The following is a 13,370-nucleotide window of genomic DNA, read 5'->3' as shown; positions in this document are numbered from 1 at the left end:
ATCACCATGCAGTTCTAATGGGGGTTTTGGCGGGGTAAACTCCCCGTATTTACTGGGCTGCATGCCCTCACGGGCCCTCGAAAAACCGTACTCTGCCCCAAAAATTGCCCCAGGATTTGGCCCAAATCAGCGGCGCATAACGGAGCTCCTATGCCCGTCCGGATCATCGTCTGCGGAGGCCGCGACTACGCCGACCGCGCCCGCGTTTTCGAAGTGCTCGACAAGGTCCACGCTTTGCGCGTCATCGCCGAAGTGATCCAGGGTGACGCGCCCGGGGCCGATAGCCTGGCCAAGGAATGGGCGAAGGCTCGCGGCATCAAGCACACCGACTGCCCGGCAGACTTGAAGTCACTCGGTCGCCGAGCTGGCCCAGTTCGAAACCGCTATATGCTGACCCTCAAGCCAGACGGCGTAGTGGCGTTCAGCGGCGGTCGCGGAACGCTTGATATGTGCCGAGCAGCACAGGAGGCCGGAGTCCCGGTCTACCGTCCATAGCCCGTCCGGGCAATCTCAATTCCCCCTCACTGCTTCATACGATCGCTGGCAAACTGTTCCGGCGTTCGCGGCTCTTTCAGCATAAGCAGCAAGTTCTCCCGCAGCCTCGTCAAGCCGGCTGGACACGAGGGCAAGCATATCCCCGGCCTCTCCGGCTGCATCCCCTCCACCGGCAGCACCGGCACAGCTGGCGGGTCTGCGTGATAGCTCGGCGACTCGTGCGCGCAGCCGGCTAGCAGCGTCATCAGCGGCAGCAGCATCAGCGGCAACCGCGGCGATTTGTTCTTGTGCGTCACGGCGTATTCCCTCGATGGCGGTTTGTCGGCGCTGTTCTTCGGAGCGAGCCTGCGCCAGTGCGACCCGGGCGGCTTCGGCATTTGCCGCCCGGATTTCGCTTATCTGGCGTTCGTAGTTATTGGCCTGCCACTGCCACGCCCCGGCAGCAGAAAGCGCCATCAGTGCGAGCACGGCGGATGCCAGGGCGATCAGCTTGTACTGCTTGAGCAGGGCGATCACAGCCCCTCCTCGAACAGCTTCTGTTCAGCAGCGCGGCGACGAGACAGTCCGGCCATCACCTGGCCTCCGGCCTTATTCCACCGCGCGAACTGCAGTGCTGCATCTGCATACAGCCCGGCATTGAGCAGGCGAAGCAGTGTCGAATTGCTGAGGTTCGCCGCACCCAGGTTATAGGTGAAGGAAACTAGCGCATCGAACTGGCCCTGAGTCAGCGGGACATTAACCATGCGGTTGACCTGCTGCTCGAAACGAGTCACATCCTCGCGCAGCAGCTCCTCGGCGCGCTTTTTCGTGATGGTCTGGCCTTCCTTCACGCCTGCCGTGGTGCCGTACCCTATCGTCCAAACATCCGCCGGGCATTTATAGGCAGACAGGCGCAGCCCCTCGAAGGACTTGATCAGGTCAAGCCCCTTCTGTGATGTGTGCATGGGAAACTCCAAGCAAGAAAAAGCCCCGGCTGGCGGGGCTCCTAGATGGACTTGAACGGGTTGAGCTTGAAGGTCAGCCCCTTGCGCGGCTCGCTTAAACCCTGATGCCCTGGCTTCACCTTGAAACCAAGGCGAATGACGAAGGCGCGCGTGGCGCTCCACTCATGCACCAGGTAGAAGCCATACCAGCGCTTGCCGTCGTTCTCGACGATGACGAACTGCCAGCCGCCCATGCCGGACTTATCCTCGACGGTGTAGCGCCCGCGATAGCTGATCTTGCTGTCGACCACTGGAGCGGAGAAGGCATCGAGCAGGCGCATGTTGTTCGCTGGGTTGCGGAGGGCCGCCCACCACCACATGGCCGCGAAGGAATCGACTGCCCAGCCGAATGGCGTATTGGCCGCCCACCATCCTCGCTTGTCGCCCAGCAGGCCGTCGAAGTCGTTACCCCACAGCCAGGCCCAGCGCGGCAGGTTCACGATCGCCCGGCCATCACTCAGCGACACGGTATTGACTCGGAACGGGATAGCAAGGGCGACCACTAAAAGGCCGGTCACGATGCCGGCCAGTCGCGCAAGGATCAGCCAGGACCATTGAAGCAGTGCGTGCAGGATCATAGGGCAAGTGCCTCGTCTAGGTTAGCCGGCCAGCTCAGAGCCGGAAGCTCGGCGCGGATATCCTCGAAGCCAGAAGGCGCCGGGCGATTGCCTGCCATAACCTCGGCCTCAATGCTCGCCACGACATCCCAGCAGGCGTCACGCGCCTGGACGCAATACTGGCCCTCGGCGGCAAAGCGAGGCACGGTGGATGTGGCGTAAGTGCAGGCAGAGAGGATGTTGTCGTAGGCCTTGGTCTGCGCGAAGTCGTCGAGATAGCGCTGTACGCCATCCATGATCTCGCGACGGAGCTGCTCGGGCGACTGGCGCCACGATCCGTCGACCCATACGTCTGTAGATCGCATTGGCGCCGGGCATGGCTCGGCGCCGGCAGGAGGTTCGACACCATCGAAAGCGCCGATGTATCGGTCATTCAATCGGAAATGCTTCATGCGAATGCCTTTATGCGAAGGTTGAAGTTGGTGGGGGTGATGTAGGTACTGCCCCCCCCTCCCGTGTCTGCGTTGAGCACAATCCCGGCACCTTGAGTGCCGACCCGGATGCGCAGCTGCGTTGCGTCGATGCGCCCAAACAGCCCGCTCGATCCAGTCGTGCCTGCATACCCAAACGCCAGCGGGAACACATCGCCAACCACATAACCGGCAATGGCAGAAGTACATACAGCCTCAACCTGAAGTATTCGCGGAGCAGCACCAAGCCCGTGAGCGAGTGTCAGCAAGCCTCCGAGGGTAAATTCGGTCGTCACCTCATACATGCTTTTGATGGCCAGGGACTCGACAGCTTCAGCTGATGCCGCCCCCAGCGTAGCCCGCGCCGACGCCGCATCCTCATCATCGAGCAGGGTGCGGGCGAAGGTGCTGAGCACTGCCAGCGCCATGGCGTCCTCGCCGGTGAAATACGGGAGGCGATCTGCAGTGCCATTGAGGTCTGCGAGAGAAGAAAGCGTGGCGGCCTTTGGCTGATACAGCTGATCAGCTTGCGAGCGTTTTGGCAGATCGTCCGGGCCGGTGCCGGCGTTGAGCAGCGCCGCCGTACCAAGCGCCAGTGCGCCGTCGGAGCGCAGAACAAGCCGCTCCTCGTCACTTGCCCACGACCCGCTCAGCGTTGCCGGAAAACTCTCAGACGGCTTGACGCTGTAGTACGTTTCTGGAAACCCTGTGCGGTAAATCAGCTGCGTCGGGCGCAAAACCTGAAGCGGGCCGGTGCCCGTGTATTCCAGCGCGGGCAGCTCAAAGCTGGATGCACCGAGCCAGGCAAAAAACTCGGCCTCTAGCCCTGCCCAGGTTTTGCGCTGGATGCCGCGCCGATCAGACCATGTAAGCGACTCGGTGTTTATGGCCAGATCCAGATTTCGGACGTTGCCCATGAAATCGCGGGCGTCGGTGCTCGGCACAGTGTTGCCGGTGTTGTAGGACATGCAAATACTCCAGGCGTGCGAATGCGCACGGCGTCCGTTACGGGCCGTGTCCGGTTGTGTGTTGGCTAGTTGTTAGGTGGGTGCGTTGTTGTCGTCGGCGTAGTAGTCGTCGCTGTATTCCACAGCCGAGACGCTGCAGCCGCCGTCGCTGTCGGGCGTGATGCTCGAGATCAGCGCCGGGTAGCCGACGCGGCTCGAGGACGCGAACAGCAGCCGCGCCGGCTCGATCGACAGATCGGTGACGAGCTCGAAATCAATCAGCGACTCCGGCACGCTCAGCGTGTAGTCGTCGATTCGGGTCGGCGTGGCCAGGCCAGTGACCGTCCCGTCGTGGCGCCTGATCAGGCAGCGAGGATTGCTGACGCTCCAGTCAAATGCTTCGGTGAGCGTCAGCACAGCCTCGTCGCCCACAAACTCGGCATCAACGATCAGGGCGCTCTGGGTAGTGCCGGGGATGTCATCTGCCAGCACGACATGATCGAGGTACTCGTAGCACAGCGCGTCCATCTCGGTGGAGCAGTCAAACGTCAGTCGCTGCCCCTGATGTTTGCGCAGCCGGCGCATACCGATACGCCAGGCGCGCGTTTCATCGGTGACGCCTTCCAGCTTGATATTTTCGACTTTCGCGCCCTGGCTGCCGGGCAGCCGGCATGGCACCGTTTCCCAAGCCCAAGTGGCAGAGCTGAAATACTTAACATCCACGCCGTCGAAGTCGTCCGCCGAGGGCACGCTGAAGCCAACAGTGAGTTCGCCAGTCATCTCGTGCGGCGTGATCATCCCTTTAGGCTGCTGCACACCCTCCCGAATCGCGCTGATCAGGCCCCCGGACAGGACAAGATGCCCCATGCCGGCCGCGAAAATCATCTGCAGAACGTCGCGGACGGTGCTCTGCTCGGTCGCCGCGTAGTCGAATCGCTCGCCGCGCGGCGTCCAGTACGCCGCCTCAAGTGCCTGCAGCTGCGCTACGTCGACGGAATCCCGGCTGATGCCGAGGCTGTCGAGCACGCACAGCGCGGCGCCCGTGACAGAACGAACGGGGAATCCATCGTAGAGCCGAGTCGCAACGAGGTTGATCTTGCGATCGCTCTGCGCGCCCAGTCGATCGCCAGTGCGAATAGTCAGCGCAATCGTGGTCAGGCCGGGGTATGACGTTGCGCGGGCATTGAGGGCGCAGCGCAGGCCGTACCAGTTGATAGCGTCACGCACCTGGTTGCCGCCGAGCTGCTGGACGCGCCGCATTCTGACTTGGGGGCGCATTGCGTACGGCAGATCCAGCGAATGCGTGAACCCGATTGCGTCAGGCGTTGCCTCGACATAGCGGTGTGTGACAGTGACCCACTCGCCATTTGTCCCAGCATCACGCCACTGCAACTCGACATCGCGCGTTGCTGCCCGTTTAGAGCCGCTGTCTTTGTAGCGCGCCAGGCCCTGCGGAAAGTAAATGTCGTACTCAATGCGGCTTGTGACTTCCGATTCCGGGCAGGCCATGAAAGGCCCGATCCAGTTGTAATCACCCACCTCCTCTGAGTTGAGCAGAAAGTCGATCAGCGTTCTGCCGGCAAAGCCTGGCCAGCCGGTATCGACCGCCCCCGCGGCATTGAGGCGGCTCACGGTCATCGTGAGGCCGTCGATACTGTTGATCCGGTACTGATTGCCGCGATAGCCGATAGCCAGCCGCTGCTGCCCGGTGGGCAGGCCGATGAATGGGCTCCCGTCGTCCAGCTTGAGGGTGACAAAAGCATCCTGCTCCGCGCTACCGCCCGTTGACGCGACGCCTTCGACGTATGTAGGGCTTGCCCCGAACAGCGAAACCGGCGCGCTTGACTGACTGATCGCGCCGCCCTGATACGGACTGAGGGGCTCAATAATCCGCAGGCGGCCATCGCTGTCTTGCGCGACAAGGCCAAGCCCCGAAAGCTGAGCAGTGATCTCTGATATCAGGCCGGACATGTTCAGGTAGTTGGCCGCCAGCGATACGGTGCGGCTGCTACCCTGAAATGCCACAGTCCACACGGCAGGCAAGCCGGTGAAATCGTAAGTTGACGGATCTGTATCGGCTTCAGCGTAGGATGGCGAGCCGCCAGTGCCCGGAATCGGCGCGACGTAGGGCGAATAACTGGCAACCGCCAGGTCGTACTCCTCGCCGCCAGCGCTAAGGGTTACAAGCTGTCCGACAAATGGCGCGAGGTCGGCCAGCGGCCCGGCTATGCGGCTATAGCCAGCCACTTCGGTGACCTCGAACGTGTTTGGGGTCTGCAGCGTCACGATCGTGCCGGCGTCCCATGCCTCTGGAAATTCGGGTTGCGTGACGCCGGCCAAGGTCACGCTTAGGCCGGAAATCACCAGAGCATCGGCCAGCACTGAGCTGCCGCTTGGCGCTGTAGAGCTGAGGTCAAGGCCCGCGGTACCGGCATCGGTGCCGCCCACTTCGCCGCACAGGTACCAATTTTCAGATCGAGAATCGCTGATTACGCTCGCGCCCGGGTCGTAAATGCTGAGGCTGGCATCTGAGCCAAATGCAGCAATCGGGGTGTCGCCAATCTTGATTGAGCTGGGCAGGATCGAATGCCGGCCGACGCCGACCGAAAGAAACATTCCCGTCTGCATCGTGCGTTTATTGACGAACCGCGTAACCGGCTGCGTCAGGTAGTCCGGATAGACGCGATAGGTGCCCAGGATCTCGCGCACCGGCTGATGCAGCTTGACGCTGTTGGCCTTCGCGGAATTGAGATCCATCTGATCGCCAGTCGCGGCGCCGCCAGCCATATCTGGCGTCATCGTCAGCGCATAGGCCAGCGACACGGCAGCGACGGCGACGGCGGCCCAGATAGCGATCTCAAGGCCGGTACCCATCGGCACCGGGTAGATCCTCACGTCCGACTCGGCGCCAATCTCGCGGCAGTACCACTCATGCGGATGCACCGGTAGGCCGTCGATGTCGATGCTGATCGGATGCTCAATGTCCGGCTCGTAGCCAGCGACGTTGCGCGCAAGCCAGGCGCCGATTGTGGTCGCTCCATGCGCGTGCGTCTCCAGCGGCTCGCCCGGCAGGCGGCTCGGATAGATGCGGATCATCGATAGTACTCCACGCGGACGAAACGGCGCTCAAAGCGGCGCAGGGGCAGACAAGTCACGTTGCGGCGAGGGTTGCACTCGACTGCATAGAGCAGGCCGTCGCGCTCGACGACGACAGCGACGTGAGTGAGCAGCGAGCCGCTGTAGCACGCAGCGACAGCGCCCTCCTGCGGCTCGCACAGCTCGGCTTCGCGCGCCTGCTTTGCCCCGGCATGATGCAGGCCGTCTTCTGCTTTCGTGACGCCCGCCCAGTCCGGCCAATCTGGCAGGCCAAGATCTCGGCGCACCTCCAGCACGATCCCGTAGCAGTCGATTTCCGGCCACACTCTGCCGCCCTCGAGGTACCGGCCATCAAGGTATTTGGTCATATCCAGCATGGGGTGTCCTTATGCGATGTAGCGCAGGCCCGGGTGATCGACCAAGTTGTAGGTCCGGCGCGGCCAGGCGGTTTCCAGCAGGTTGAAATAGCCGGCAGTGATGTCGACTTGGGTAGCCGTCCACTGCCCGCCCTTGACTTCAAACCGGTGCGGTGGCTCTGCTGGCCCGGTCAAGTCGACACTCAAGAACGAGCGGTACGCGAGCTGGCACCTGCGGCCTTCGCGCAGCACTTGCTGGATGTACGCGCTGATCTCGCCAGTGATGTTGCAGAGCGCGAATTTGAGATCCTGCGTTCCGTCGGCGTTGCGGGCCGGCAGCGCGATATCCATGCCGCAAGCCAGAAACGTGACTGTCTGGCCGTTTTCGAGCGTTGCTGTCAGGTCATCCCAGCCGTTAGTCAGGTAGTGCGTGACCACGCCGTCGGTGATTTCCAGCGTCTGGTGGATGATCTCCGGCCCGGCGCTGGCGTAGAGCCTGTTAAGAATGGTCATGCTGCAGGCCACTCCTGATTCATCGCCTCATCAATCAAGCCGAATTGCGCGAAGTACTCCGGCGCGTACAGCCCCCATCCGCCGCGCAGGATTGGGCGTTCGAATAGTTCGAGTTCGGCCTGGAACATCCACTGACCCGGGCCGTCCTCTGTCGGCCCTGTGTAGATGTCGACAAACCGGCACTGGTAAAGCCGATCCCCCTGCGGAGACGACAACGGGCACTCAAACCACTGCGTGCCCGATATCAATGCGTCCTCAAACCACGACTCAAACAGCTGAGCCTGCAGCTCGTTCATGGACCACGAGACAGACGCAATTGTCGGCACCGACGAATAGTTGCGCCTGACTCTGGACCGACCTGTTTGCATCTGCGTGCGTTTGATCGGGCTGACTGGCGTAAATCCGTAACCCGACCGGTTCGGGTATGGGAGCCCTTGCGGGTACTGGATCATGTGGGTCTATCCCTCAGTCCGTAGCGATTTTTGAGCGCTTTCGATAGGCGACCATCGCTGGCCAGGTCGGCGATCAGGACATCGACGTACTGCTTACCGTCGGAGCCTCGGCGAGACTTCACCTCGGTTCCCGGTGGCGCGTTGTTGACGTTGACGACTACGCCGCTTCCGCCGCCCTGCCCGCCAGAGCCGAGGAACTCCTTCAGGTCGGCGTTCGTGCGCCGATCGACCACGCGCTCGCCTTTGTCGAGCAGCCAGGTGCCCTCTCGCGGGATGGAGTCGATACCGTCGTGGGCGATACCCGCCAAGGAGAGCGATGCGACGGCGCCAACCATCGGAGAGGTTGCTGCGATTGCCGCCGTTGCAGCAGCAGGAGCCAGCAGCGGGCCAACGATCGGTATTGCAGCAGTCGACGCAAAGGCGTTCAGCGCAGCCATCTGCTGGGAGGCCAGTGCGTTGAAGGTCATCGTCGTGGCGGCGCTTGCCTGGGTAGTTGATCCGACCAGCAATTGCACGGCCTGGTAGGCCAGCCACTGCGCGGCCATCTGGCCAAGGGCATTCACAACTGCCCGAGCCATACCCTCGGCCAGTCCGGAAACCGCATCGCCAAGCGATTCGGCGTCAAACACCATCGACTCGAAAGCGCTGCCAACCTGCGCCGAAAAGTTGTTCATGATCCCTTCGGCAAGCATATTGAAATTGCCAAGGTTCTCTTCGGCGGCGGCCATGTACCGTTCCCAATAGGAGCCGTTCGCCTGAATCATCTGCTCGTCGTGCTCTTGCTTCAGGCGCATGATCGCGTCGTTCTTTTCCTGCTCAGTTAGCAGGGTTGCGCTGAGAATGATCTGCCGGCGGCGCTCGTACGAGTCGCGGATCGCCTCTTCTTCTGTTCGCAGAGATTCGAGAATTGACGCGGCGTCGCGGTTGGTTTGCTCCTGGGCATCATTGGCGAGTTTGATAGCTTCCGCTTGCCTTTCGTAGGCGTCGACAGCCTCCAAGGCTGTGCGCGCACTAGCAATCTGGGCAGGGGTGGCGCCTTCTATCTGTAGTCGATACAGAGCGGCCTTGGCTGCACTCATGCCAAGCGTTTCGGACTGCAGTCTAAGTGCGGCGATCTGGCGTTCTATAGCCTTCGTGGCATTGTCGGTGACGGTTGCTGGAGGGGTGATTGGCGGCGTGCCGTTGCCGCCATCTTTAGGGGCTTCCTGCCCGGGCTTATCCGCAATCTCGATCAGGCGATCACGCGCTTTCTGAAAACGCTGAATCTGCCCATTCAAGCCGGATATCTCGGCGTCCAACTCCTCCTTGTTCCAGAACTTGAACCCGAAAAGCACGGTGTCTTCGGGGTCGTTCTTGTCCAGCCTCGCGCGGGCATTACTTAGGTCGCGAATCCGTGAAAGGGTGACGCTGATTTCGTTGTTGAAGCCTTCAGCGGTCTGCTTACTGTCACGGAAGTAATCCATGAACTCGCCGCTGCTAAAGCGATCCAGCGCCGCGGACAGGTCGAGCACGGCACTTGCGAACTTGCGGCTCGCGCTGGTCGTGTCATCCAGCTTGCCGACCGTCTCCACCAGCGAATTGCGGAACGTCACCATCGCCTGTCCGGCCGTCACGGTCATGGTGCGCGACATATCTTCGACGGCGCCTTCCTGGGACTTCAGGGCCGAAACGATCTTTGCTGCGGTCAGTTCACCGTCCGCGCCCATCTTGCGCAGTTCGCCGGTTGATACGCCAAGGCCGCGGGCGATGGCTTGGGCGAGTGCCGGAGTGCCTTCCAGGATCGAATTAAGTTCGTCGCCGCGTAGCGATCCAGAGGCCAGCGCTTGGCCAAACTGGCGCATAGCTCCCTCTGCGGCCTGGGTATCTGCGCCGCTTAGCGCGATTGTGCGGCTTACCGTCTTGGTGATGGCCTCGACCTCGGCGAACGAGAGCCCTAGAGCGTTGGCATTCTGCGCGATCCGCTGATACACCTCTGCAGTCGTCTCAAGCGGCTGGTATGTCTGCTGCGCGGCGCGCATCACCGCTTCTTGTGCGTAGGCAAGCTGCTCGCTGCCTTCGGTCACTAGGCGCAACCGGTTGGTCATGTTGACGTATTGCTCGGATGCGCTGGCTATCTCGCGAATACTGATCGCAGAGGCAAGAATTCCGCCGAGCTTGGCAAACGATGCGCCCATGCGGTTTGCTGAAGATTCAGCGCGGCCGGCGGCGCCCGGCAGCTTTTCTAACTCTGCCCGGGCTTTCGCAGCTTGAGTGCTGTCGACCGCGACAACCAGCCTTGCGTATTCGGTCATTTTTCAACTCCAAAGTGCAAAGCGTGGTTTTCGGCGATCAGCTCAATCTGGCGCCGAAGCCGAGGATTTTTGATTAGCAGGTCAACCGGGCCCACAGGAATCGACCACTCGGCTATTAGGGATGCGGCAAGCACTGCGCGCCGGCGGCGTGCCAGCGCTTTTCGCTGAGATGGGTCTTCTGCGACGGCGCGCCCATCAGCAATGGCTTGACGAACAAGCTCTTCACGAGCTTTGCGGTGTTCCTCGCTGATCACAGACCTGACGCGCACCCATTCTTTATGACCTGCCGGATCTTTCAGCTCAATACGAATGCCTGCGCTGGCCCGAGTCCGGGTGTAGAAGTCTTGAGGTCGCATCTTTTCTCCAGGCATGAAAAAGCCCGCACTAGGCGGGCTTCTTACGATCAGTTACTGCTACTTAGGCGGCGAGCCCTGCTGCATAACTTTGTACGACGATTCGATCGACTTCTGGCTCGCCTCCAGCATGTCATCGGTGAGGGTCTGGTTACCCCATCGCGCCACCTTGCCATCCTCGAACGTGACCACGAGTCGATCTTGGGCTAGCTGCTCGTTGTCTACAGGCGTGAACCCCATCATGACCGGGTTCCAGTAGATCCAGCGTTCACGATCCTGATTTACATCCGTTCTTCGCGGGAGCCCCATGACAGCCTGCACATCGGCTTTAGACATGCCCAGCGATAGGTTCATGGACTTCTGGTTGTAGTCGATACGATTGTTAGCGCAGCCAGTCAGGGTTAGCGCAAATAGCAAAACTGCAATAATGTTACGCATGTATGCCTCTTTCTTAGCGATTGACGCATGCGTCTAGGATCATCATGTTGTCAGAGCTAAAGCCGTAGCGCGGGTTGTCGTCCCAAATAGAGGCCAAGGTCGCGCCAGCGAAGAATCGTTTCTTGCCCACGTAACCGCCGTAACTGTTCTTGGCATTCACGTAACCGCAAAGCCCTGTTGGTCCTTGCCCATCGATACGCTTAACTGCGTACAGACCGCTGAATTTCGCTGAGTCCGGGTCCTTCAGTGAATCTCGCACAACTGCAGTCCCGGATTCTTCAATTTCCTTGGTGAGCTCTACGTTTTTCCATGTAGGCACTGGTGGTGACTTAGGCGCCGGAGCTGGCCTTGGCTGAGCGCAGCCTACTAAAAGAACAGAGATCCCAATCACTGCTGCAAGCGTCTTCATACGCCGACCCTCCCTAAGAAAGCGCCGACTTTACCAAATCGGCTCCCTACTGGCTCGCCACGCGATGCTCAACCGATGCCAACCGGCGCAGCAGCATGATCTCGTGAGGCTTAAGCGCGTGTCCATAGAGATCGGCCCACGCCTTCAGCTCGACGAGCGAACCTATCGGCCTGGCTGAGCAGTACCAGTCCCAGAGGTAGGCCAGCTCAGGCGGGCACGGCGGGCCATCCAGGCGAGCCGGGCGCTTACCTGTTTTCTCCGCGATGGCTTCCAGCTGGGCGCGGATGGTGATGCGCTTATCTGGGCCTTTCTTCGGCCGCGGCCCGGCAGGACGCAGCAGCCCTAGTTGATGCTCGGCGTGCGCGATCAGTCCGTCGGCGAGCCCGTCGAGCGTTTCCCAAAAAAACGGCGGCGGTCACTCGCGAATCGGTCAACCTCAGCCGTGATGTAGGGCGATTCGCGCAGGAACTCCAGCAACGCGGCCTCGGCGAATTCGACTTCGAACGACCAGCCGATCACGAGCGCTGCATTCAGCTTCAGTCGAGCGGCTTCGGTTTTTTCGGCGCGCTCTGCTTCGTCCTTCACAGACGCCAGAACCAGCAGCTCGCGCCGGAAGTCGTCCATAGCGTGCCGGAACTCGTCCGAATCCACACCCCGGATCAGCAGCCACTCGTCCGTCGGCGCCCCGTCGGGCAGGGAGAGCGGCATGCGCTCCCCCTCGTTCGCCTTGGCACGAGTGAAGAAGTCACTCGGTTTCATCTGGATTCCTTACGGCGCTGCCGGAATGCGAGTAATGGTGACTTCAGTGCCTACAGCTGGGTCATTGAACGCCCGATAGTCGTAGTTCTGAATGATCGGATCGTCGCCGCTGCCTTCCTCGCTCGAGGTCGTCAGCTTGGCCTGGGTCATGCTGATCTGATAGCTGTTCTCGCCATCGGTCAGGGTCACGACCAGCGGGGTCTTGGTCTCGCCGAGGTACTTGTCCTTCAGGCGGTTGTCCTCGATGTAGGCGGACAGGGAGCCGCTTACGTTGATTCGGCCCAGCTTGATGTCGTAGGCGTCGCGGCTGAACAGGCGGTAGATCGCCTCCATGCCGTTGTCGAGCGACAGGTTCAGCGCCGTAGCGTGGTTGAGGCCGGTGCCGCCCTCAGTCAGCGAGCCCTCGAACGTGGTCATCATCACGGTTTCAGTCGGATCGGCGATGCTCTCGGTCAGCGCGTTGAAGGTGTAGGCCTCCTCCTTGGTGCCGATCATCGAGAAGGTGATGCCGATCTTGCCCTGCAGCGGGCAGTCGATGGCGACAGTGCCGACCTCGCAGCCGCGGTAGACCAGCCAGCGGCCAATGTCCTCGTTGTGCTTGAGGATGGCGAACTTGCGGCGAGTGCTGCCGGTCTTCAGGACGTTGGCGGTCCAGGTGCCGTGGAAAGCCGCTTCCAGCAGCATATCGAACGTGCCGTAGGTCAGCTCGGCCTCGAGGTCGCCGGCCACACTCGAGACGCCACTGCGGGACTCGGCCATGTGCCGGCCGGGCAGCATCTCGTCGGACTCCAGTTCCTCGATCGACTGATTCAGCCCGTTGGTGATGAGGCGCAGCGGCACCCAGTCGACGGCCGGATCAAGAGTGCCGCCGACGCCCTCAAGCTTGATGTAGGTATTTTGGTTGACGCCTTGTGCGTAGGGCATTTGCTATCTCCAGAAATGCAAAAACCCGCTCAAGGCGGGTTGTGGTGTGTTTCGTGCGGTTATGCGGTCATGCGAGCCAGAGGCGATCCTGCTCGGCGCTGGCCAGGGCGAGCGCCTCTTGCAGCTCTTGCGCGGTCACTGTGGCTGCGGTGTTGTCTGCCAGGACCCATTCAGCCGTCTCGCCCGGGCCGGAAGCCTGCAGCACTGCAATCTTGCGGGCCATGCGTGCTTGGCTCGTCTCGTCGCCCTGGTATGTGTTGCCGGCAGCGGTCGTGACCTTGATGGCTGCAACGGCGGCGGCTCGCTGGTCTTTCCAGCGCTGGCGGT

General features: G+C 61.4%; 18 protein-coding genes. 1 reads left to right on the top strand and 17 read right to left on the bottom strand.

Annotation, left to right across the window (positions count from 1 at the left end):
• Positions 1 to 150 precede the first annotated feature (150 nt).
• Entirely contained in the window at positions 151 to 495 is a 345-nt protein-coding gene (locus tag B597_RS37295; protein WP_003297571.1) for a DUF2493 domain-containing protein, read from the top strand.
• A gap of 15 nt (positions 496 to 510) precedes the next feature.
• On the opposite strand, the gene B597_RS37290 is transcribed toward B597_RS37295, so the two are convergent.
• The 17 genes from B597_RS37290 to B597_RS47655 all read right to left on the bottom strand — a co-directional run.
• Positions 511 to 1,011 (bottom strand): DUF2514 family protein, encoded by a 501-nt coding sequence (locus B597_RS37290; RefSeq protein ID WP_003297570.1) that lies wholly within the window; start codon positions 1,009 to 1,011, stop codon positions 511 to 513.
• A complete protein-coding gene (locus B597_RS37285; RefSeq protein ID WP_003297569.1) occupies positions 1,008 to 1,439 on the bottom strand; it encodes a lysozyme in 432 nt (143 codons plus the stop codon). The genes B597_RS37290 and B597_RS37285 overlap by 4 nt, the downstream gene beginning before the upstream one ends.
• A 41-nt stretch (positions 1,440 to 1,480) precedes the next feature.
• Positions 1,481 to 2,056, bottom strand: a complete 576-nt coding sequence (locus tag B597_RS37280) for a DUF7338 family protein (RefSeq protein ID WP_003297567.1) — start codon at positions 2,054 to 2,056, stop codon at positions 1,481 to 1,483.
• Positions 2,053 to 2,400 carry a hypothetical protein gene (locus tag B597_RS46075; protein ID WP_152028178.1) on the bottom strand — a complete coding sequence of 116 codons (348 nt, stop codon included), beginning with the start codon at positions 2,398 to 2,400 and terminating at the stop codon, positions 2,053 to 2,055. The genes B597_RS37280 and B597_RS46075 overlap by 4 nt, the downstream gene beginning before the upstream one ends.
• A gap of 83 nt (positions 2,401 to 2,483) precedes the next feature.
• A complete protein-coding gene (locus tag B597_RS37275; RefSeq protein WP_024162146.1) occupies positions 2,484 to 3,473 on the bottom strand; it encodes a hypothetical protein in 990 nt (329 codons plus the stop codon).
• Positions 3,474 to 3,545: 72 nt separating this feature from the next.
• Positions 3,546 to 6,548 carry a host specificity factor TipJ family phage tail protein gene (locus B597_RS37270; RefSeq protein ID WP_024162145.1) on the bottom strand — a complete coding sequence of 1,001 codons (3,003 nt, stop codon included), beginning with the start codon at positions 6,546 to 6,548 and terminating at the stop codon, positions 3,546 to 3,548.
• Positions 6,545 to 6,925 carry a hypothetical protein gene (locus B597_RS37265; RefSeq protein WP_003297562.1) on the bottom strand — a complete coding sequence of 127 codons (381 nt, stop codon included), beginning with the start codon at positions 6,923 to 6,925 and terminating at the stop codon, positions 6,545 to 6,547. Before B597_RS37265 ends, B597_RS37270 begins: the two co-directional genes overlap by 4 nt.
• 9 nt (positions 6,926 to 6,934) lie before the next feature.
• Positions 6,935 to 7,417 (bottom strand): DUF1833 family protein, encoded by a 483-nt coding sequence (locus B597_RS37260; RefSeq protein ID WP_003297561.1) that lies wholly within the window; start codon positions 7,415 to 7,417, stop codon positions 6,935 to 6,937.
• On the bottom strand, positions 7,414 to 7,713 hold the full coding sequence (locus B597_RS37255; protein WP_330216723.1) for a hypothetical protein: 300 nt from the start codon (positions 7,711 to 7,713) through the stop codon (positions 7,414 to 7,416). The genes B597_RS37260 and B597_RS37255 overlap by 4 nt, the downstream gene beginning before the upstream one ends.
• 152 nt (positions 7,714 to 7,865) lie before the next feature.
• Entirely contained in the window at positions 7,866 to 10,160 is a 2,295-nt protein-coding gene (locus tag B597_RS0223460) for a tape measure protein (protein ID WP_003297557.1), read from the bottom strand.
• A complete protein-coding gene (locus B597_RS47060; RefSeq protein WP_152028177.1) occupies positions 10,157 to 10,516 on the bottom strand; it encodes a hypothetical protein in 360 nt (119 codons plus the stop codon). The genes B597_RS0223460 and B597_RS47060 overlap by 4 nt, the downstream gene beginning before the upstream one ends.
• Positions 10,517 to 10,573: 57 nt before the next feature.
• The gene (locus B597_RS37250; RefSeq protein ID WP_003297556.1) at positions 10,574 to 10,951 is read right to left on the bottom strand and encodes an outer membrane protein assembly factor BamE; all 378 of its coding nucleotides are present in this window, start codon (positions 10,949 to 10,951) and stop codon (positions 10,574 to 10,576) included.
• A gap of 13 nt (positions 10,952 to 10,964) precedes the next feature.
• Positions 10,965 to 11,360, bottom strand: coding sequence for a hypothetical protein (locus tag B597_RS47055; RefSeq protein ID WP_152028176.1), 396 nt, complete (start codon positions 11,358 to 11,360; stop codon positions 10,965 to 10,967).
• Between the two features lie 46 nt (positions 11,361 to 11,406).
• Positions 11,407 to 11,625, bottom strand: coding sequence for a phage tail assembly chaperone (locus tag B597_RS47985; protein ID WP_419184908.1), 219 nt, complete (start codon positions 11,623 to 11,625; stop codon positions 11,407 to 11,409).
• Positions 11,626 to 11,726: 101 nt separating this feature from the next.
• Complete coding sequence (locus tag B597_RS37245; protein WP_003297555.1) at positions 11,727 to 12,119, bottom strand: hypothetical protein; 393 nt, start codon at positions 12,117 to 12,119, stop codon at positions 11,727 to 11,729.
• Positions 12,120 to 12,128: 9 nt separating this feature from the next.
• Positions 12,129 to 13,043, bottom strand: coding sequence for a phage tail tube protein (locus tag B597_RS46065; RefSeq protein ID WP_003297553.1), 915 nt, complete (start codon positions 13,041 to 13,043; stop codon positions 12,129 to 12,131).
• Between the two features lie 67 nt (positions 13,044 to 13,110).
• On the bottom strand, positions 13,111 to 13,370 hold a 260-nt coding region (locus tag B597_RS47655; RefSeq protein WP_024162143.1), incomplete at its 5' end, for a DUF4376 domain-containing protein.

Origin of the sequence: Stutzerimonas stutzeri KOS6 (assembly GCF_000307775.2) — a bacterium.
In the GTDB taxonomy this organism is placed as follows: domain Bacteria; phylum Pseudomonadota; class Gammaproteobacteria; order Pseudomonadales; family Pseudomonadaceae; genus Stutzerimonas; species Stutzerimonas stutzeri_B.
The sequence above is the reverse complement of the archived record's forward strand: the minus strand, read 5'-3'. Positions and strand labels throughout refer to the sequence as shown.